This is a genomic window from Pectobacterium sp. A5351, from assembly GCF_028335745.1.
Classification (GTDB): Bacteria; Pseudomonadota; Gammaproteobacteria; order Enterobacterales; family Enterobacteriaceae; genus Pectobacterium.
Map to the genome: position 1 here is coordinate 1 of NZ_CP116477.1, position 19876 is coordinate 19876.

Below are 19876 nucleotides of genomic sequence, written 5' to 3' on the forward strand. Positions count from 1 at the left end.
GTGTCGCTTTCGCTTTGGCAGCAGTGTCTTGCCCGTTTGCAGGATGAGTTACCTGCCACAGAATTCAGTATGTGGATACGCCCGTTGCAGGCGGAGCTGAGTGATAACACTCTGGCGCTCTACGCCCCTAATCGCTTTGTGCTGGATTGGGTTCGTGATAAATATTTAAATAACATCAATGGTCTGCTGAATGATTTCTGCGGGATGGATGCCCCTTTACTGCGTTTCGAGGTGGGGAGTAAACCGCTGGTTCAGGCCATCAGCCAGCCCGCGCAGCCGCATCATAAGCAAGTCAGCGCTGCGCCTCAGCAGCAGGTACGCTCAGCACCGGTACGTCCAAGCTGGGATAACTCACCGGTACAGGCGGAGCATACCTACCGTTCCAATGTGAACCCCAAGCATACGTTTGATAACTTCGTTGAGGGTAAATCGAACCAGTTAGCCCGTGCAGCGGCGCGTCAGGTGGCCGACAACCCTGGCGGCGCGTATAACCCGCTGTTTCTTTATGGCGGCACCGGCTTGGGTAAAACGCACTTATTGCACGCGGTGGGGAATGGCATCATTGCCCGCAAGCCCAACGCGAAAGTGGTTTACATGCACTCCGAGCGTTTCGTGCAGGATATGGTTAAAGCGTTGCAGAACAATGCGATTGAAGAATTCAAACGCTACTACCGTTCTGTTGATGCGTTGCTCATCGATGATATTCAATTCTTTGCTAATAAAGAGCGTTCGCAGGAAGAATTCTTCCATACCTTCAACGCGCTGCTGGAAGGCAACCAGCAAATTATTCTGACGTCTGACCGCTACCCGAAAGAGATCAACGGTGTGGAAGATCGTCTGAAATCCCGCTTCGGCTGGGGGTTAACGGTCGCAATTGAACCGCCAGAGCTGGAAACCCGCGTGGCGATTCTGATGAAAAAGGCAGATGAAAACGATATTCGCCTGCCTGGTGAAGTCGCGTTCTTTATTGCTAAGCGCCTGCGTTCTAACGTACGTGAGCTGGAAGGCGCACTGAACCGCGTCATCGCGAACGCCAATTTTACCGGCCGCTCCATCACCATCGATTTTGTGCGCGAGGCGCTGCGCGATTTGCTGGCGTTGCAGGAAAAACTGGTTACTATCGACAATATTCAAAAGACGGTGGCGGAATACTATAAAATCAAGGTAGCCGACCTACTGTCTAAACGTCGTTCCCGCTCGGTGGCGCGTCCGCGCCAGATGGCGATGGCGTTGGCGAAAGAACTGACGAATCACAGCCTGCCGGAAATCGGCGATGCCTTTGGCGGGCGTGACCATACGACGGTGTTGCATGCCTGCCGCAAGATTGAGCAGTTGCGTGAAGAAAGCCACGACATCAAAGAAGATTTTTCCAATTTAATCAGAACTCTATCGTCATAACACTATGAAATTTATTGTTGAACGCGAACGTCTGTTAAAGCCATTACAACAGGTCAGCAGCCCGCTGGGCGGCCGACCGACTTTACCGATTCTGGGCAACCTGCTGATTCAGGTGACGGAAGATGCACTGTCGCTGACCGGTACCGATCTGGAAATGGAAATGGTGGCGAAAGTGGCGCTGACGCAGCCGCATGAGCCGGGTGCCACGACCGTCCCAGCCCGCAAGCTGTTTGATATTTGCCGGGGGCTGCCGGAAGGCGCGGAAATCACCATTATGCTGGATGGCGATCGCATGCTGGTGCGCTCTGGCCGCAGCCGTTTCTCGCTGTCTACGCTACCTGCAGCGGATTTCCCTAATCTGGACGACTGGCAGAGCGACGTTGAATTCTCGTTGCCGCAGGCGACGATGAAGCGTTTGATCGAAGCGACGCAGTTTTCGATGGCGCATCAGGACGTACGCTACTACCTCAACGGTATGCTGTTTGAAACCGAAGGCGAAGAGCTGCGTACAGTCGCGACCGATGGCCACCGTCTGGCGGTCTGCTCCATGCCGGTTGGTCAATCTTTACCGTCGCATTCGGTGATCGTGCCACGTAAAGGCGTGATGGAACTGGTGCGTTTGCTGGATGGCGGCGATACACCGTTACAGCTGCAAATCGGTAGCAACAATATTCGCGCGCATGTCGGCGACTTTATTTTCACGTCGAAGCTGGTCGATGGGCGTTTCCCTGATTATCGCCGCGTATTGCCGAAAAACCCGGATAAAACGTTGGAAGCCAGCTGCGATCTACTCAAGCAGGCTTTCTCTCGTGCGGCGATTTTATCGAATGAGAAATTCCGCGGCGTACGCCTGCATCTGATTCAGAACCAGCTCAAAATTACTGCCAACAACCCAGAGCAGGAAGAAGCGGAAGAGATTCTGGATGTGCAGTACGACGGCACTGAAATGGAAATCGGCTTTAACGTCAGCTATGTGCTGGATGTGCTGAACGCGCTGAAGTGCGAAGGGGTGCGTTTACTGCTGACCGATTCCGTTTCCAGCGTGCAGATCGAAGATAGCGCCAGCCGTGCGGCGGCCTATGTCGTCATGCCAATGCGCCTCTAGCAAATAGGTGGGCTTATCCGGCCCACCTTTACTCACTCGAATAGCGTCGTATGGCTCTCACTCGTCTTCTCATCAAAGATTTCCGTAACATCGAGGCGGCCGATCTGGCGCTGGTTCCCGGCTTTAATTTTTTGGTCGGCACCAACGGCAGCGGTAAAACCAGCGTGCTGGAAGCGATTTATACGCTGGGGCACGGACGGGCGTTTCGTAGCATCCAAGCGGGGCGCGTGATTCGTCACGAGCAGCCGGAATTTGTGCTGCATGGCCGTATTGACGGTACGGAAACGGAGCGATCTGTCGGGTTAAGCAAAAACCGTCAGGGTGACAGTAAGGTGCGGATTGACGGCAGTGACGGCCATAAAGTCGCTGAACTGGCGCAACTGCTACCGATACAGCTGATCACCCCTGAAGGGTTTACCCTGCTCAACGGTGGGCCAAAGTATCGCCGTGCCTTTCTCGACTGGGGCTGTTTCCATAACGAGCCCGGCTTTTTCGCGGCCTGGAGCAACATGAAGCGTTTGTTGCGCCAGCGTAATGCAGCGCTGCGTCAGGTGAGTCACTATGGGCAGCTCAGAGCCTGGGATCAGGAACTGGTACCGCTGGCGGAACGTATCAGCGAATGGCGTGCGCAATACAGCGCGGCGATTGCCAATGATATCGCCATGACCTGTACGCAATTTTTACCTGAATTTTCTCTCAGTTTCTCTTTCCAGCGCGGCTGGGATAAAGAAAGTGAGTATGCCGAACTGCTGGAACGGCAGTTCGAACGCGACCGTATATTAGGTTATACGGCGCTGGGGCCGCATAAAGCCGACTTCCGCATCCGCGCCAGCGGCGTGGCGGTTGAGGATATGCTGTCCCGTGGCCAGCTCAAGCTGCTGATGTGCGCGCTGAGGCTGGCTCAGGGTGAATTTCTCACCCGTCAGAACGGACTGCGCTGTCTGTATCTGATCGATGATTTTGCTTCCGAACTGGATAGTACCCGCCGCCGTTTGTTAGCCGAACGGTTGAAAGCCACCCATGCACAGGTTTTTGTCAGCGCGGTCAGCGCTGAACAGATAGAAGACATGGTCGGTGAAAAGGGCAAGATGTTCCGCGTGGAACAGGGTAAAATAACGGTTCAATCACAGGACTAAAATGAGCGAGAAACGTTGATGTCGAATTCTTATGACTCCTCAAGTATCAAGGTATTGAAAGGGCTGGATGCGGTACGTAAACGCCCAGGTATGTATATCGGCGATACGGACGACGGTACCGGCCTGCATCACATGGTATTCGAGGTTGTGGACAACGCTATCGACGAAGCGCTCGCTGGCTATTGTAAAGACATTATCATCACCATCCATGCCGATAACTCGGTATCGGTGCAGGATGATGGCCGTGGTATTCCGACGGGGATTCACCCGGAAGAGGGCGTGTCTGCGGCTGAAGTGATCATGACCGTGCTGCACGCGGGCGGGAAGTTCGATGATAACTCGTATAAAGTCTCCGGCGGCCTGCACGGCGTAGGGGTTTCCGTGGTTAACGCCCTGTCGGAAAAACTGACGCTGGTTATTCACCGCGAGGGAAAACTTCACGAGCAGACCTATAAACACGGCGTGCCACAGGCACCGCTGGCCGTGACGGGTGACACCAACAGAACCGGTACCACGGTGCGCTTCTGGCCGAGCCACGAGACGTTCACCAACGTGGTGGAGTTCGAGTATGAAATTCTGGCCAAGCGCCTGCGCGAGCTGTCGTTCCTGAACTCCGGTGTTTCCATTCGCCTGATTGACGAGCGTGAGAAAGATAAAGCGGATCATTACCATTATGACGGCGGTATCAAGGCGTTCGTTGATTACCTGAACCGCAACAAAACGCCAATTCATCCGAACGTGTTTTACTTTTCGACGGTGAAAGATGACATCGGCGTGGAAGTGGCATTGCAGTGGAACGATGGTTTCCAGGAAAACATTTACTGCTTTACCAACAACATTCCGCAGCGTGACGGTGGTACGCACTTGGCCGGTTTCCGTGCCGCGATGACCCGTACGCTGAATACTTACATGGATAAAGAAGGCTACAGCAAGAAAGCTAAAGTCAGCGCCACCGGTGACGATGCGCGTGAAGGGCTGATTGCCGTGGTTTCTGTGAAAGTGCCGGATCCGAAATTCTCCTCGCAGACCAAAGACAAGCTGGTTTCTTCCGAAGTGAAAACTGCGGTTGAATCCCTGATGAACGAGAAGCTGGTGGATTACCTGATGGAAAACCCGTCAGACGCCAAAATCGTGGTCGGCAAAATCATCGATGCCGCACGTGCCCGTGAAGCGGCGCGTAAAGCGCGTGATATGACACGCCGTAAAGGCGCGCTCGATCTGGCTGGCCTGCCGGGCAAACTGGCGGACTGTCAGGAACGTGATCCGGCGCTGTCTGAACTGTACCTGGTGGAAGGGGACTCAGCGGGCGGCTCTGCTAAGCAGGGGCGTAACCGTAAGAACCAGGCGATTCTGCCGTTGAAGGGTAAGATCCTGAACGTTGAGAAAGCGCGCTTTGACAAGATGCTGTCCTCACAGGAAGTGGCGACGCTGATCACCGCGCTGGGCTGCGGCATTGGCCGCGATGAGTACAACCCGGACAAACTGCGCTACCACAACATCATCATCATGACCGATGCGGATGTGGATGGTTCGCACATCCGTACCCTGCTGTTGACCTTCTTCTATCGTCAACTGCCTGAAATCGTTGAGCGTGGCCACGTTTATATTGCGCAGCCGCCGCTGTACAAGGTGAAAAAAGGTAAGCAGGAACAGTACATCAAAGATGATGAAGCGATGGATCAGTACCAGATTATGCTGGCACTGGACGGTGCGACGCTGCACACCAATGCGCAGGCCCCTGCGCTGGCGGGTGAACCGCTGGAGAAACTGGTTGCTGAACACTATGCCGTACAGAAGCAAATCGGTCGTATGGAGCGTCGCTTCCCGCGTGCATTACTGAACCGTCTGATCTATCAACCGACGCTGTCCGAAGCGGATTTGAGCGAGCGTGAAAAGGTGCAGGCGTGGGCGGAATCGCTGGTTAGCAGCCTGAACGAAAATGAAGTGCACGGCAGCACATACAGCTTTGTCATTCACCATGATGAAGAACGCGGCGTATTTGAACCAGCGCTGCGCGTGCGTACGCACGGTGTGGATACCGATTATCCGCTGGGCGCAGGCTTCGTCGCGGGTAGCGAATATCGCAAATTGAATCAACTGGGTGAAAAACTGCGCGGCCTAATCGAAGAAGATGCGTACATCGAACGTGGTGAGCGTCGTCAACCGGTTGCCAGCTTTGAGCAGGCGCTGGAGTGGCTGGTGAAAGAATCTCGCCGTGGTCTGACTGTACAGCGTTATAAAGGACTGGGGGAAATGAACCCTGATCAACTGTGGGAAACCACGATGGATCCGACCAGCCGCCGTATGCTGCGCGTAACGGTGAAAGATGCTATTGCTGCTGATGAGTTGTTCACGACTCTAATGGGTGATGCCGTTGAACCACGCCGGGCGTTTATCGAAGAAAACGCCTTGAAAGCGATGAATATCGATATCTGACGCAGTTTACTTCTCTATTCAAACCGCCACAGAGTGTTTTGCTGTGGCGGTTTTCATGTATTTAGTCTTCATCCTGGCCTGCCATATCCCCCCTCTTTCTATCCATGAACGTGTTTGCAGCAATACAAATAAAAATTTGCACTAAATTTTCTTTGTGCTAATTTTTATTTGTACGGTGGCGCGGTGACTGAATTACTCAACGAGGCAGGATGAACAAGATGAGAAATATCGCAGGTTCTCCCGTAGAAGGGGATAATTTCTTTGGGCGGGAGGCGGAAACAAAACGTCTATGTGAGTCGTTAGCGGATCATGATGTGCTGCTACTGGGGCCGCGTCGTATTGGTAAAACCTCGATTGCCCGAAAGGTAATGATTGATTTACAGCAACAGAATTGGCAAGTGCTGGAAATCAATGTTGCTTCCTGTCAAAACGAAGTTGATTTTCTCGATAAGTTAAAGTCTGCGTTAAGCCCGTTGATGAACTCTACGACCCGAAAAATTACAACGGCGATCGGCGATACTCTGGCCTCACTGAGCAAGCGCATTAAAAAAGTGAGTCTCTCTATCCCTGGTGCAGGTTCGCTTGGTGTGGATCTGGCGGGCAGCGAACAGGATGATTGGATGAAAATTGCCAATAGCCTGTTGCATCTGATTGGCCAAACACGGGAGACGTGGCTGATTTATATCGATGAATTACCAATTTTTCTGTTTAACATAATTAAACAGGATCCAATTCACGGGGTGGTACGTGTACGGCGTTTCCTCGACTGGTTCCGTAATGATGTTCGTGCTCTGCCCGAAAATCGTCATATCCACTGGTTGATTACGGGATCGGTTGGGCTGGATACGTTGGTGCAAGAGCATGGCATGGCGGACACCATCAACAGCCTTAAACATGAAAACCTTGCTGCTTTTTCTCCTGGGGTCGCCGTTGAGATGCTGTTGGAACTGGCTAAAAATTATGAGATTGCCTTCAGCCCAGAGGCTGCGAGATGTCTGGTTGATGCCGTGCAGTGGCCTCAGCCCTACTATTTGCAGAAGGCGTTCAACGAACTGCGAGCTTGTCTGAATGCCAATATGCAAGTTGCGATGGAAGAGTTGATTGAACAGGTTATTGATAGCCTGATAGAGCCGAGTCAGGACAATGATTTTCACCACTGGGAAGCTCGTTTAAGCATTCAGCTTAAGTCCACTGATGCCCTTTATGCTCAGGAAATGCTTACGGCGGCGTCGCAGAGTCGGGAAGGCGCCACCGTTCAGGTGCTACAGACGGTCTTGCTGGCGCACATGGATAACGCTACGCAACATGAGGTAAAACAGACGTTTATAAGGTTGCGCGATATCCTGCTACGTGATGCCTACTGGTGGCTAGATGAACGAGGTGGGGAACGGCGTTACCGTTTCCACCTTGAACCTCTCCGTCGTTGGTGGAAAAGGAAGAATACTCTCTAATGAACATGCACCATTACAACCCTGACTGGTTGAGCGATGAGGAACTGGTGAGCAATTTTGTTGCTCGCCAGACCGATTTTGGCTTTCTACGTGATGAATTGGCACATATGCCCTTACACGGTAGCATCCAGCACTATCTACTGGTTGGCCTGCGAGGGGCGGGTAAAACGACGCTACTGAAGCGTCTAGCGGTCGCCATCCGGCAGGATGAGGATATCAAGAATCACCTTATTGCCCTTTCTTTTCCCGAAGAACTGTATCAGGTGAAGAATCTGTCCGATTTTTGGTGGGCTGCCTGCGATGCGTTAGTGGACGAACTGGATCGCCAGAATAAGGACACCGATGCCAACCATCTGGAAGCACAAATTGCTCGCCGGAAACATGACAACGATAATCCTCTGGCGGATGATGGGCTCCAGCTATTGCAAGAAAGCTGCGATGGTCTGGCTCGCAGACCGGTGCTGCTGGTGGATAACCTGGATTTCATTTTCCAACGTATTGATAAGAAAGGCCGTAAACTCAAGGATGATAATTCGCCTGCTTACTGGGCGCTCCGCGAAGCGCTGTCAACCCAACGTTCTCCGATTGTCATCGGTGGTTCAACCAGGCTATCCGAGCCTTTTACCGATTATGACAAAGCGTTTTATGACTTCTTTATTCCACGCCGCCTGGGAAAATTAAGCCTGAAGGAAGCACAGCAGGTACTGGAGCAGTTGGCGAGATCGCGCAATTTACCACAGGTAGAAAAACAACTTACGGCATCAACGGGGCGTATTGAGACGCTACATGAACTGACCGGGGGAAACCCGCGCGCGTTGAGTTTTATCTTTGAACTGTTACGTCAAGGCCCGAATAGTCGCGCACTTAATGATTTTATTCGTTTGATGGATATGACAACCCCTTATTACAAGGCACGTTTTGAGGAGTTATCAGAACAGGCGCAGGTGGTGATGCATGCGCTGGCGGTACGGCGTCCCGGTAAAGATGGTCTGAGGTTCGGGCATACTGCATCAGAAATCGGCGACTATTGTGGTCTACCAACCAATACCGTGTCGACTCAGTTGGATGTTCTCGGACGTGAAGGGCTGGTAGAAAAATGCGCAGATTATGGCCGTATGCAATATCGCATCATGGAACAGTTGTTTCGCTTGTGGCTACAGATGCGTGCCAATCGACGTATCAGGCAAAATGTTATCGGCCTTGCTGAGTTCCTTGAGGCACTGTTCGAGTTGGATGACCTGCCCGCGATATTACAGGGCGCTAATGACGTTGAAGCGCTGGCGCACGCACGCTTCGCCTTTGCATTGGCGGAAACCCAGAGTGAGGAATCGCTACGTCGTGAAATGGAAACTGACGGTGTCGATCATCTCTTTCAGCACCTGGAGTCGCAGGGGGGGGATATTAAGGAGTATTTATCTCCTGACGATCTTCCTGAAGATTTAAACGCGATTCTTACGCTAAGAAATAAGCTACGCGAGCATCCGAACACGCTCTCCTCTTCTGAACAGGCCGCATTAATCGGTTCCACGACCTTATCCATAGAACAAAAGCAGAACTATATAGCACAACTTTGTTCCTTGTCTGATGCGTCGATGGTTGTCACCGAGCTTCGTCATCTTCTGCAACGTGAGCTAGGCAGTCTTTTACGTAGCGGATTCACTGAAAATGACGCTTCTCAGCTATACAGTGTGCGCATGCGTGGCTATCTGCCTTTACCCCATCTTGCCCCCGAAAACATACCGCAAGTTGCGAAATGTGGTGTGAGTAAATCGGTGATGCGGGAGCTGGTCTGGCGTCTGCTGGGGGTGAGGAATGCCGTGAAATTTGATGCCCGGACGGCTGAGGCGTGGTTTAACTGGGGGATGCAACATATCAGCCAGGGGGATGCCGGTGAGTGGGCCAGAGTGGCAGGAAATATGCGTCGCTCTAAGCAGTGGGTGATTGCAGGTCGAACGCTGAAACATGCCATGACGTTGGGACATTCATTCAGTATATGTTACGAGCAGGCAGTCTGGGCTGCTAACCAAAAGCGTTATGACGAAGCCGAAATGTTGTTCCATTCAGCTATTGAACTTAATCCAGCAGATGCGACAAGTTGGTATGAATTAGCGTCTGTGTTGCTGAATCAGCGCCAGGACTTCAGCGCAGCGGAGCGCGCTTACCGCAGCGCTATCGAATCGGATCCCGATAATGCAGACTCCTGGAATGCGTTGGGAAATTTGTTGAATGAGCATCTGAACCGTTTCGATGAAGCGGAAACCGCTTACCGTCGTGCGCTGGCATTGGCTCCTGGCTATGCCATGATCTGGCGTAATCTTGGGCTGCTACTGGCGAACAAATTGCAGCGTTTTGATGAAGCGGAAAAAGCCTATCGTAAAGCGCTGGATATTGATTCTACTCAAGTTACATCCTGGCGTAGGCTTGGGACGTTGTTGACTGACAGACAGGATCGTTTGAATGAGGCGGAGGCAGCTTACCGTGAGGCATTGAAGCTGAAGCCAGACGATAAAGCGCTCTGGAATGATCTGGGATGCCTGCTAACGGATAAATTGGCTAATTTCGGTGATGCGGAGTTGGCCTATCGGGAAGCATTAAGGCTCGATCCTGATTACAATTTGGCACGGCGTAATCTTGGGTTGCTGTTGGCGAATAAGTTACAGCGCTTTGATGAGGCTGAGGCCACTTATCGTGAGGTGCTGGCGTCAGATCCCAATTACGTCAGTGCCTGGACGAGTCTGGGTAATCTGCTGGCGAACAAATTGCAACGTTTTGATGAGGCGGAGAAAGCCTATCGTAAGGCGTTAACTTTGGATTCTAGCTATCTTGCTACCTGGAACAATTTAGGCAATCTGCTGGCGAACAAATTGCAGCGCTTTGATGAGGCGGAGGCGATCTACCGTGAGGCGTTGGTGCGAGATCCTGACTATGGGTTAGTCTGGCTGAATTTAGGAAATTTGCTGGACAAGCAACAGCGGCTGGATGAAGCACTCCAGGCCTATGAAAAAGGGAAAGCGCTACAGGGGGAACTTTCGCCATTCTGGCAGCAGCGCTACATTAATCTTCAGATACGTCCGCTTATTCAGTCGGCCCAGCAAGCGCTGGCTGCATACGATAGCGCTGGGCTGGAACACACTTTATCGTTGTTGTTGTCCGAGTGTAGCAGCGATAGTGCCAGTGCACTGGTTTCGACCTCCTTTGTAGAGGGCTTTCTGGCATTAGTGTTACAGGATGAAGGAAAATCTGCATTGGTCTTGGGTGCAATGCAGACGTTAGGTTACGAAAAATATGCTCGTCCGTTGCTATTAGCGTTTGAAGCCATGATGACTCATCGGCATGAAATGCTGGCAGTGTTGGAACCAGAAATTCAGACTGCGGCACAGCAGATGTTGAAGCGACTAACGGCAGGTATGAAAAATCACAACAAGCAGGAGAAAGTGTTCTAAAGGCAATGAATGCTGATCTCTGATTGATTTTTTTATGTTTTTATTTGATCAATGGTTATCTGAGCCAGCTCCCTGCGGAGTAATGCCAGTCAGTTAAGCAACTGACTGGCATTTTTTCTCAGCTTTTCGATATTTATAAGGTCTCTCTTTCACCACTCTCGGAAAGGCTCTTTCCCTTCTTATCGGCAGTTTCACCATCTGCCCCATACTTTCCAGATCTCGCAGTAGCTCAGGGATACGACCCGGCGATGCGCCCTGAAGCGTCATCAACATTCTCATGACCAGCCCGCAGGATTCTGAGAAGCTCAGCTGATTTGGCCAGTAACCTTTCAGTTGACTGGCCATTTTAATCATCTGATAACGCACCAGATTATACGCCAGCAGCACACCCCATAACTCCTGCTCCACAAGTTCCGGTTTTTTGCTTCTCAGTGCCAGCCTGCTCAGTTGCATTGTCTGTTTGATTTCACGGTAACCCAACTCGATTTCCCAACGGTGACTGTAAAGCTCAACCATTTCACCTCCCGGATAACGCATGCCATCGGTCATCGAGGTCAGTAACTGATAGGTTTTGCCTTTACGGCTATAGGTCAGTAATCGGGCTGTCACTTCTGTACTCAGTCCCGGCCATTTTTTGCGGGATTGTGGCGTCGTTTTCAACTGTACCAGATGATCGCCTTTTCCCAGTTTCCGGACCTCCTCGTAACGGGTACCTTTCTTAAGCGGTATCATCCAGTGTCGGTGTTCTCCCGCACGCTTCCAGGCATTCAGTAACCCTAATGAGTAATACCCTTTATCGAGCAGCGTCAGCGTATTATCTGCGGTCTGGTCTATCAGTTGCTCAGCCAGGGTATATTCGCTGTCTTTCATCGTACCGAAGGCTGCGGCGGTTATCAGATGGCTGGTCAGCTCCATCTGACAGACCATTTTGACCTGCGGGTAGGGGCCAGGTTGGCCGCAGTAAGTCTGGCGCGGGAAGGCGGCATCATTTTCAGGTGTTTCCTGTGTGCGCCAGACGACGCCATCCATCGCCAGTAACGTCAATCCACACCAGTGAGGATGTGCCACAGCGTTGTGCCACAAGTGAGCAGTGTGCGTGAACACCCGTCGAACGGCATCACTTCCGAGTCGCTGGCGGGCCTGGATAACCGCGCTGGGAGCAACAAAGGGACGGTTACCGGGCAGCATAATATCCAGCCGATTGACAATCTGATGAAGCGGCTCCTTACGTTCAAGCGCCATGCCGACAATGCACCAGACCATCATTTCGAGAGGAAGACGGCGTTTACGCAGGGTGACCACGCCGGACTCAGCAAGGCAACGAGCAATAAGTTCTGGGTCAAGAAAGTCGCCAAGAGAAGTCAAAGGGTTACGGGTCGAGTCGTAACGTGAAACGAGGTCGATGGCCTGAGAAATACGCATAAAAAAATCCGGAAATGAAGAACATTTCCGGATTCTTACACAGCTATTGGATCGTTCAACTGATCCTTAACTGATCAGCATTACTCCCTGCGGAGCGGGTTTTTTTATGGCGAGCGTCCTGCTCGCCACCTTTGGGGCTGTCACAAGCGACGCTGAAAAACGTTCCCTACGTTTTTTATGCTTTTATCAGACTGATGCACGTCGTTTGGCGCTGCGCATTTCCTGTAGCAGCGTGATAAACGCTGTGATGAGCATAAAGATGACGGCAGACCAGAAAATGGCGTGAGGATGGCCGTGATCCAGCAGCCAGCCGAACAGCACCGGCCCCGCCGCCCCGCCGATGTTGAAACCGGTGGAGACAATTCCAAACACCCGTCCTTCTGCACCTGGCGGTGAGGCGGCACGTACCAGCATATCCCGAGAAGGGGCAATCATGCCGGAGAGGAAACCAGCAGCAGCCAGCAACGGCACCAGCACGAGAGTCGGTAAGGAATACAGGGCAACGATACTGACCAGCACGGCGGTCACGGCCAGCGCCGCCGTTGCCACCAGCCCGTGGCGCTTGGTTTTATCCGCCAGTGCGCCGCCAGCCAGTACGCCAAAGGCGCTGGCGAACAGGAATGCGGTAAGCGCCACGTTAGCCTGTGATAGCGACAAATCGTAGCCCGTTACTAGTGCCGTCACCGAGAAGTTCTGGATTGAACCCGTACTTAAATTCAGCAGCAGAAACAGAATCAGCAGCGCCAGAACCGGCAGCGTAAACACGGGCACGCGTGATTTTCCCGGCTGGGTGCCTGTTGCCGCCGTAGGCTTTACTCGGCTAGGTTCATCGCGATCGGTCAGAAGCAGCGGTATTGTCAGTAAGCCGATGATGCCGGAAACGATGAAGGCGCTATTGATGCCAGAAAAGGCGGCGATGGACAGCAAAATGCCGGGCGCAATGGCTGTGCCCAGAAAACCGGAGAAGGTATGTACCGAGAATGCGCTGCCCATACGTTTTTCATCAATACCGCGCGACAGTAAGGCGTAATCTGCTGGGTGATAAACCGCGTTTGCCACGCCAGCCAACCCCATCGCGGCGACCAGCCAAGCATAGCTGCCTGAGAAGCCGAGCGAGAGAAAACAGAGACTTCCGAGCGCTAAGCCCGCGGTTAATGTGCGACGTGCGCCGATACGATCCACCATAAAGCCAATCGGCGTCTGCACACAGGCGGAGACAATGTTGAATACGCTAAGCGCAAACCCGAGTTCGACAAAACTGATATCACGTTGGGCTGACAGCAGCGGAATAAGAGCAGGCAGCACCATCATATGGAAGTGACTCACCAAATGCGCTGATGAGATTTGTGCCAGTAGCGGTAATTTTATGAATTTCATATATATTTGCAGCTTACGGGTCTGTAGATTTTATTCTCATGAGAGCTGGCGCAGGGACAGGGCGTCACTCCCTGGCAAAGGGATCATAAGGTTAGCATATTACTTATATCATCGATGGCGAATATTGATACCCGCCTTTTCGGCAGAATAGGGAGAGAGTAGCGTGACGATCAAATCATATTTTGGCGGGTGTTTATGTGGTCAGATTCGGTTCAGAGCCACGGGGGAGCCGGGCAATCCGCACGCCTGTTCCTGCACCTCTTGTCAGCAGCATTCCGGTGCGTCAACGTTGTTATGGGTTGAGTTTCCCCGGTCAGTAGTTGAGTGGATTGGTGAAGGTGGAGAGCCCGCGCGCTATCGTTCGTCCGATTACTCCAGCCGGGCTTTTTGCCCGCACTGTGGCAGCACACTGGGGGCGATTGATGATGAACCGACCATTGCGCTGACGATTGGGAATTTTGATGAGAAAAACAGCCTGGAGCTGAAGCCAACGTCACATTCGTTCGAGGACTGCTGCCCGCGCTGGGAATAATGCACGGGCCGTTTCCGGCCCGTGCGGGGGAATGGGTGAAGAAGGGGGACTACGAGAGCTTGAATACCAGCACTGTCTGGGCGAGCTGCCTGGCCTGTTCTTCCAGTGATGCGGCGGCAGCCGTCGCTTCCTGCACCAGTGCGGCATTCTGCTGGGTGACGCCGTCCATCTCGTGAACGGCCTGTGTCACCTGGCTGATCCCGCGTGATTGTTCATCCGATGCGGAGACGATCTCATCCATGATGTCTTTTACCGACGTTACAGCCCGCAGCATGTCCTGCATGGTCTCACCGGCGCTCTGAACCAGCGTGACGCCGCTGTCGACGCGGCTGGCGGATTCCGTTATCAGCGCGGTGATATCTTTTACGGCACTGGCGCTACGCTGCGCGAGGTTGCGCACCTCGTTGGCAACAACGGCAAAACCACGCCCTTGTTCGCCCGCTCTGGCCGCTTCTACTGCCGCGTTGAGTGCCAGAATATTGGTCTGAAACGCAATACCGTTGATGATGCTGGTAATGTCGGCAATTTTCTTAGAACTGTCGTCGATCTCACTCATAATGTGAACAACCTGGCCAACAATCTTGTCACCTTTCTGAGCGATGTGGGCCGCGTTCTGCGCCAGCGTTGTGGCGTTATGGGCGTTATCCGCATTCTGTTTCACCGTCGCCGTAATCTGTTCCATGCTGGCGGCGGTTTCTTCAAGCGCCGCCGCTTGTTGCTCGGTACGGGAGGCTAGATCGGTGTTGCCTGCCGCAATTTCTGTTGCACCGTGGCTGACGGATTCGCTGGTGCTAATCAACTGTTCGGCGATGTCTCGCAGCTGTGACTGCATAGCGTTCATAGCGTAAAAAATACTGCTATCGTCTTTTGGCTGCACAGGAATGGTCTGCGTTAAATCCCCCTGTGCGACGGACAGCGCGATCTGTGCAGCCTGAGCCGGTTCCCCACCGATAGGCCGAGCGACTTTGCGGTTAAAGATGATGCCTAGTACGCCAGAAACCACCACGATACTCAGTACCATAAGCAGTAGCCCTATGTTGCGCTGCCGCACCGTTTCCGCCATCACCATATTAACGGGGGCGGACAGGCCGAGCATCCAGGGCGTGCCAGTATTGCCGATGGTAACTGGCATATACACGTTAAACGCTGGCGTGTTCAGCACGGCATTGTCACGTTCAATCTGATAAGACCGCCCTGCGGTGACATGCTCTAGCAGCGTTGGATCGTTTTCAATTTTTTTGGTCACCTGGGTTTTGTCGGGGTGGGAAATGTAGGCACCAGTGTGGGACAGCAATTGGGCGTAGCCCGCGCCCTCATAGGGTTTTATGTTGTTGGTCAGCTGCTGCAGCGTATCCAGCGAAAAATCCGCCGTAACGGAGCCGTAAAATTTGTTGTTGATGATGATGGGCACGGCAATGGAGGTCAGCAGGACATCAACACCGTTATAAGGGTAGCTATACGGTTCCAAAATCACTTCTTTCTGGAGCTTCTTCGGCAGCAGGTAGTAATCGCCGCTGCCGGGCGTTTCATAATCCACCAGATTATGCAGAGCAACGTTGCCTGCGGTATCGCGGTCGACATAACGGACGAAGCGACCTTGCGGGTCCTGATCGGGCTGACCAGCGTACTCCCGATCTTTGCCGTCGAACGCATCAGGTTCCCATGCCAGCGACATCGAAAGGAAATCGGGGTGGCTCTTCAGCGCATTCTTCAGCAGCGTTTCTGCGGTTTTCCGATCGGCATTGCCTGCTTCTTGCAGACTGACAACGCTCTGCACCAGATTGCGTGCTGCATGTAGCGCGACATCCAGTTTCTGCTGAATCAGGTAGCTGTTGGTATACGCTGTTTGCTCAAGATACCGCTGTGCGATGGTCTTTTGCTGCTGGCCGGATTGCCAGATCAGCAGGCCGATAGTGACAATAAAACCGAGGGCGATAGTGATGACGCCCGCCAGGAGCATCAGCATCCGTGTGCTGAGTTTTCTTTTTGACGCGCTTGGCGAGGAGTGGATGGATAAGTTGCTGCGGTTAACCGGTAATTGTGTTGTAGACATATGCGTAATATCCCCTGGGATATGAGCGCCGATACCCGTCAATTTAGGGTATGAGGGTGCTTTTTCATAAAAGAATCAATACATTGCTGTCCTTTATTTTTTATGGGGCATTCCCTTATATGACTCGTATTTTTGTGATGGAAATCACAACTAAATTATCGGCGGAAAACAGCATCTCTTTAGGCTGTTCACGAAAATGTCACAAATCAGCGCGGCCATAAACCGGCATCAGTGTGATAGCGGATGCGAGGTGAGGCATGACACCTCATCGAGTGAGCGATGGGTTAAGCGGCGGGGCCTTTGCTGACGGAGTCGCGGATAATCAATTCTCCCTTGAAGTCAGGCGCAGGCACGACGCTTTCACCTTCAAGCCGACACAGCAGCTTCTCAAGGGTATAGTTAATCATCTCGGCGACGGGGACGTGCACGGTAGTGAGCGGCGGGTAGAACCATGAAGCCATCGGTAAATCGTCGAACCCCAACAGCGAAACGTCCTGCGGAATCGTCATGCCGTGTTCGCGCAACGCTTTTGCTGCGCCAATCGCCATATCGTCATTGCTGGCGACCAGTGCACTGAAGGTGGTCGCCTGTTGCAGCAGGATTTTTGCTGCCGTATAGCCGCTGTCATGGGTCCAGTCGCCAGGTGCAACCCGCTTGTCGCTATAGGAAATTCCATTTTCCTCCAGCGCTTGCTGGTAGCCCGCTAGTCGGCTCGTACCGGTGGGAGAATTCGCCGATCCGCAGATAAACGCAATATCACGGTGACCCCGCGCAATCAGGTAATTGACGGCATCATGGCAATGTTGCTGGTGGTCAGCGCAGATGCCGTTGTCACCGTGCCGATGCAGTGTGCGGTTGACGACCATGATCGGCTGTTCGTGCTGTTCGATAATGCTTTCCAGCGTATCGATAGAAAGAAAGCGCGGATAGATAATGACGGCATCGCAGCGTAAATCGAGCAGGAACTGAATCGCTTCCCGTTCTTCTTCGGCACTGTGTTTGCCATCTGCCATGATGAGCTGCCGCCCGTATTTTTCCGTCATCGTCGCTGTTTGGAACAGCAATTCGCTGAAATAGGGGCCGCTGTACAACGTGTTGGTCACGACCAAACCAATGATTTGCGATTTGCTCGTGGCGAGCTGGCGCGCCAGCAGGTTGGGCCGGTAGCCAATCTCTTCAATCGCCCGGAATACCCGATCCCGCGTGGTTTTACTGACGTAGTTATTCCCTGTCAGCACGCGTGATACGGTGGCTTTGGAGACACCGGCTTTTTTCGCTACATCAAGCATGGTTACCATCGTACTTTCCCGTTCTCCTTTTGCGCCGCTTTATGCCGTCATTATAGGGAAAAATCCTCCTTTTTTATCACCAATAACGAGTATAGGGATAAAAATAGCCCCCGCTTGCGCTATTTATGATCGCCCTCAAAAAATAGTAAAAACAATATGAAACCGGTTGCATATTATTTTTCGTCTTGCTTGAATAATAAAAAAACGGACGGTGAGGTGCAGTATGAATAAGATTTTACTCTGTTGCGCAGCAGGAATGTCTACCAGCATGCTGGTACAGCGGATGGAAAAGGTCGCCGAGCAAAAAGCGATCGCTGTTGAGATAAAAGCCGTAGGTTTTGAAGAGTTTAATGAACTCATTGAGCAATATGATTGCTGCCTTCTTGGTCCACAAATTAAGTATAAACTTCCTGAATTCAAAGCGATAGCTGACGAAAAAGCAAAGCCGATTGCAGTTATTAATATGGTTGATTACGGCATGATGAATGGGGAGAAAGTCCTTAACGATGCCCTGGCGATGATCGCGTAATATAACGGGAGGAATAATGAGTAAATTAACCGAGTCATTATTCAGCGTTATCGAAAACCGTATTAGCCCGATTGCGGCGAAACTTTCCAGCCAGCGTCATGTTGTGGCAATTAAGGATGGGTTCATTGCCTCCATGCCTTTCTTAATTGTCGGCTCTTTTATGATGTTATTCGCTCATCCGCCTTTTAGCCCGAATAGTGAATGGGCGTTTGCGCAGTGGTGGCTGGGGATGGTGGAACGCCACGGCGAACAGATCATGATGCCCTACAATATGACGATGGGCATTATGGCGGTGTATATCACCAGTGCCATCGCTTATAACCTGGCGCAGAGCTATAAAATGAACGGTTTTATGGCGGCCAGCCTGGCACTGATGTCGTTTATGGTCGTGGCGGCGCCGCAAATCGACAAAAGCCTGCCGGTTGGGTCGCTGGGCGGCGAAGGGATTTTCACCGCGATTATCGTGGCGATCTATTCGACGGAGCTGATGCATTTTTTGCAGAAGCACAATATTGGCATCCGCCTGCCGGAACAAGTACCGCCGAAAATCCGCCAGTCTTTCGATTTACTGATCCCGATTCTTGCTATCTTCCTGACGCTCTTCCCGCTTAGCCTGTTTATGCAGAGCCAGTTCGGCATGCTGCTACCGCAGGCGATCATGGCCGTCTTTGCGCCGATTATTTCGGCATCTGACTCGTTACCCGCCATCCTGATCGCGGTACTGCTCTGTCACCTGCTGTGGTTTGCCGGGATTCACGGCGCTGTTATTGTCGGCGGAATCTTGCAGGCGTTCTGGCTGACCAACTTAGGGATCAATCAGGAAGCATTTAACGCGGGCGCACCGATCACCAAAATCTTTATTGAACCCTTCTGGCAGTTTTTCATCACGATAGGCGGCTCGGGAGCGACCATGGGACTGGTCTTTCTCTATCTGCGCAGCCGTTCTGCTCACCTGCGCTCCATCGGCAAACTGGCCGTGGTGCCGAGCATGTTCAACATCAACGAACCGGTGATTTTTGGTTCACCCGTCGTGATGAACCCGCTGCTGTTCATCCCGTTTATTACTGCGCCGTTGGTGAACGCCACCCTTGCCTATATCGCGTTAAAAACCGATTTAGTGCATCGCGTCATTTCTCTTGCGCCCTGGACAACGCCGGGCCCGATTGGCGCAGCCTGGTCTACGGGGTGGGACTGGCGTGCGGTAGTGCTGGTGGGGGTACTAATTGTTGTTTCGTCCCTAATCTATTACCCCTTCTTCAAAATGTATGAACGTCAGTTGATCGAACAAGAAGTGGGTACAGCAGAGGAGGCCGTGAGTGATGCTCGATAAAACCATGCTTGATGAAACGACAGTCATGGAACTGATTATCTATGCGGGAGAGGCTCGCTCCAGCTCAATGGAGGCGCTGAGCGCTGCCAGAAAATATGACTGGGACAAGGCCGACGAACTGCTGAATACGGCTTCCGTTGCGGCGCGCAAAGCCCATCAAATCCAGACGGCCTTGATTGGTGCCGATGAGGGCAGCGGGAAAATCCCGGTCAACCTGATTCTGGTTCACGCGCAAGATCACCTAATGAACGCCATGCTATGCCGTGAACTGGTGGAGGAGCTGATTCAGCTGCATCGGGAAATCGCCACCCTGAAACAGTCTATTCATTAAACACGCTATCCATTAAACCGCTTATAAATTAACAACATGTAAAT

General features: G+C 52.4%; 14 protein-coding genes. 10 read left to right on the forward strand and 4 right to left on the reverse strand.

Going from position 1 to position 19876, the window contains the following annotated elements; genetic code table 11:
* The 6 genes from dnaA to O1Q74_RS00090 all read left to right on the forward strand — a co-directional run bounded on the left by dnaA (position 1) and on the right by O1Q74_RS00090 (position 10969).
* Complete coding sequence (dnaA, locus tag O1Q74_RS00065) at positions 1-1398, forward strand: chromosomal replication initiator protein DnaA (RefSeq protein ID WP_271875340.1); 1398 nt, start codon at positions 1-3, stop codon at positions 1396-1398.
* Between the two features lie 4 nt (positions 1399-1402).
* Complete coding sequence (gene dnaN, locus O1Q74_RS00070; RefSeq protein ID WP_012772749.1) at positions 1403-2503, forward strand: DNA polymerase III subunit beta; 1101 nt, start codon at positions 1403-1405, stop codon at positions 2501-2503.
* 50 nt (positions 2504-2553) lie between these two features.
* Positions 2554-3639 carry a DNA replication/repair protein RecF gene (gene recF, locus O1Q74_RS00075; RefSeq protein WP_271875344.1) on the forward strand — a complete coding sequence of 362 codons (1086 nt, stop codon included), beginning with the start codon at positions 2554-2556 and terminating at the stop codon, positions 3637-3639.
* Positions 3640-3657: 18 nt separating this feature from the next.
* Complete coding sequence (gene gyrB / locus O1Q74_RS00080) at positions 3658-6075, forward strand: DNA topoisomerase (ATP-hydrolyzing) subunit B (protein WP_271875346.1); 2418 nt, start codon at positions 3658-3660, stop codon at positions 6073-6075.
* Positions 6076-6293: 218 nt separating this feature from the next.
* Positions 6294-7526: an AAA family ATPase gene (locus O1Q74_RS00085; RefSeq protein ID WP_271875348.1), complete on the forward strand. Its 1233-nt coding sequence runs from the start codon at positions 6294-6296 to the stop codon at positions 7524-7526.
* Positions 7526-10969 carry a tetratricopeptide repeat protein gene (locus tag O1Q74_RS00090; RefSeq protein ID WP_271875349.1) on the forward strand — a complete coding sequence of 1148 codons (3444 nt, stop codon included), beginning with the start codon at positions 7526-7528 and terminating at the stop codon, positions 10967-10969. The genes O1Q74_RS00085 and O1Q74_RS00090 overlap by 1 nt, the downstream gene beginning before the upstream one ends.
* 93 nt (positions 10970-11062) lie before the next feature.
* Here the strand turns inward: O1Q74_RS00090 and O1Q74_RS00095 are convergent, their stop codons facing one another.
* Both O1Q74_RS00095 and O1Q74_RS00100 read right to left on the reverse strand, forming a co-directional pair.
* Positions 11063-12391, reverse strand: coding sequence for an IS4 family transposase (locus O1Q74_RS00095; protein WP_271875281.1), 1329 nt, complete (start codon positions 12389-12391; stop codon positions 11063-11065).
* A 186-nt stretch (positions 12392-12577) separates the two neighbouring features.
* Entirely contained in the window at positions 12578-13768 is a 1191-nt protein-coding gene (locus O1Q74_RS00100; RefSeq protein WP_271875351.1) for an MFS transporter, read from the reverse strand.
* 163 nt (positions 13769-13931) lie between these two features.
* Here O1Q74_RS00100 and O1Q74_RS00105 point away from each other — a divergent pair, with 163 nt between their 5' ends.
* Entirely contained in the window at positions 13932-14300 is a 369-nt protein-coding gene (locus O1Q74_RS00105; RefSeq protein WP_271875353.1) for a GFA family protein, read from the forward strand.
* A gap of 49 nt (positions 14301-14349) precedes the next feature.
* Here O1Q74_RS00105 and O1Q74_RS00110 read toward each other — a convergent pair whose 3' ends face one another.
* Both O1Q74_RS00110 and O1Q74_RS00115 read right to left on the reverse strand, forming a co-directional pair.
* The gene (locus O1Q74_RS00110) at positions 14350-16353 is read right to left on the reverse strand and encodes a methyl-accepting chemotaxis protein (RefSeq protein WP_271875355.1); all 2004 of its coding nucleotides are present in this window, start codon (positions 16351-16353) and stop codon (positions 14350-14352) included.
* Positions 16354-16637: 284 nt separating this feature from the next.
* Entirely contained in the window at positions 16638-17651 is a 1014-nt protein-coding gene (locus tag O1Q74_RS00115) for a LacI family DNA-binding transcriptional regulator (RefSeq protein WP_271875357.1), read from the reverse strand.
* Positions 17652-17865: 214 nt separating this feature from the next.
* Here O1Q74_RS00115 and O1Q74_RS00120 point away from each other — a divergent pair, with 214 nt between their 5' ends.
* Genes O1Q74_RS00120 through O1Q74_RS00130 form a run of 3 tightly spaced genes read left to right on the forward strand, consistent with a single transcriptional unit; the run spans position 17866 to position 19832 of the window.
* Complete coding sequence (locus O1Q74_RS00120; protein WP_180743490.1) at positions 17866-18171, forward strand: PTS sugar transporter subunit IIB; 306 nt, start codon at positions 17866-17868, stop codon at positions 18169-18171.
* A gap of 16 nt (positions 18172-18187) precedes the next feature.
* A complete protein-coding gene (locus tag O1Q74_RS00125; protein WP_271875360.1) occupies positions 18188-19501 on the forward strand; it encodes a PTS sugar transporter subunit IIC in 1314 nt (437 codons plus the stop codon).
* Positions 19491-19832 carry a PTS lactose/cellobiose transporter subunit IIA gene (locus O1Q74_RS00130; protein ID WP_442953110.1) on the forward strand — a complete coding sequence of 114 codons (342 nt, stop codon included), beginning with the start codon at positions 19491-19493 and terminating at the stop codon, positions 19830-19832. Before O1Q74_RS00125 ends, O1Q74_RS00130 begins: the two co-directional genes overlap by 11 nt.
* The last annotated feature ends 44 nt before the right edge of the window (positions 19833-19876 follow it).

Coding starts and splice junctions, on each gene's coding strand:
- O1Q74_RS00085 (WP_271875348.1), top strand. CDS start 6,294: ATGAGAAATATCGCAGGTTCTCCCGTAGAAGGGGATAATTTCTTTGGG.
- O1Q74_RS00095 (WP_271875281.1), bottom strand. CDS start 12,391: ATGCGTATTTCTCAGGCCATCGACCTCGTTTCACGTTACGACTCGACC.
- dnaN (WP_012772749.1), top strand. CDS start 1,403: ATGAAATTTATTGTTGAACGCGAACGTCTGTTAAAGCCATTACAACAG.
- O1Q74_RS00130 (WP_442953110.1), top strand. CDS start 19,491: ATGCTCGATAAAACCATGCTTGATGAAACGACAGTCATGGAACTGATT.
- O1Q74_RS00090 (WP_271875349.1), top strand. CDS start 7,526: ATGAACATGCACCATTACAACCCTGACTGGTTGAGCGATGAGGAACTG.
- O1Q74_RS00115 (WP_271875357.1), bottom strand. CDS start 17,651: ATGGTAACCATGCTTGATGTAGCGAAAAAAGCCGGTGTCTCCAAAGCC.
- recF (WP_271875344.1), top strand. CDS start 2,554: ATGGCTCTCACTCGTCTTCTCATCAAAGATTTCCGTAACATCGAGGCG.
- gyrB (WP_271875346.1), top strand. CDS start 3,658: ATGTCGAATTCTTATGACTCCTCAAGTATCAAGGTATTGAAAGGGCTG.
- O1Q74_RS00120 (WP_180743490.1), top strand. CDS start 17,866: ATGAATAAGATTTTACTCTGTTGCGCAGCAGGAATGTCTACCAGCATG.
- O1Q74_RS00125 (WP_271875360.1), top strand. CDS start 18,188: ATGAGTAAATTAACCGAGTCATTATTCAGCGTTATCGAAAACCGTATT.
- O1Q74_RS00100 (WP_271875351.1), bottom strand. CDS start 13,768: ATGAAATTCATAAAATTACCGCTACTGGCACAAATCTCATCAGCGCAT.
- O1Q74_RS00110 (WP_271875355.1), bottom strand. CDS start 16,353: ATGTCTACAACACAATTACCGGTTAACCGCAGCAACTTATCCATCCAC.